The sequence below is a fragment of the Mycobacterium sp. E796 genome (genome assembly GCF_001672815.1).
Lineage (GTDB): Bacteria > Actinomycetota > Actinomycetes > Mycobacteriales > Mycobacteriaceae > Mycobacterium.
Genome location: NZ_LZKK01000314.1, coordinates 1 through 568, shown reverse-complemented (window position 1 = coordinate 568; position 568 = coordinate 1). Strand labels below are relative to the sequence as shown.

Here is a 568-nt window from a genome sequence, read left to right as displayed (position 1 = left end):
ACGGATTCCAGCGCCCGGGCCTGCTGCTCTTCGGTCTGATCCCGCTGGCGTTGCTTGCCGTCTATGTCGTGGTGCAGGCCCGGCGCCGGCAGCGGCTGCGCCGCTTCACCGAGGCCGAGGTGCCCCAGTCGTGGTGGCGACACGTTCCCGTCGCGGTTGCGCTGCTGTCGCTGTTCCTGTTGACCGTCGCCCTGGCCACGCCTACGCATGACATGCGCATCCCGCGCAACCGCGCCTGCGTCGTGCTGATCATCGACATGTCGAACTCGATGCGCGCGACCGACGTCGAACCCAACCGGCTCAAGGCGGCCGAGCAGGCGGCCAGCCAGTTCGCCAGCCAGCTGACGCCGGGCATCAACCTGGGACTGGTCGGATTCGCGGGCACGCCCTACCTGCTGGTGCCGCCGACGACAAACCGGGCCGCGGTGAAGGCGGCGATCGACGGGTTGAAGCCGGCGCCGAAAACCGCGACGGGGGAGGGCATCTTCACGGCGCTGCAGGCGATCGCCACGGTCGGCTCGGTGATGGGCGGCGGCGAAGGGCCGCCACCGGCGCGCATCGTGCTGGA

General features: G+C 70.4%; 1 protein-coding gene. It reads left to right on the top strand.

Annotation, left to right across the window (positions count from 1 at the left end; translation table 11 throughout):
- A partial coding sequence (locus tag A5706_RS24805) for a VWA domain-containing protein (protein ID WP_231985402.1) occupies positions 1–568 on the top strand: 568 nt, incomplete at both ends.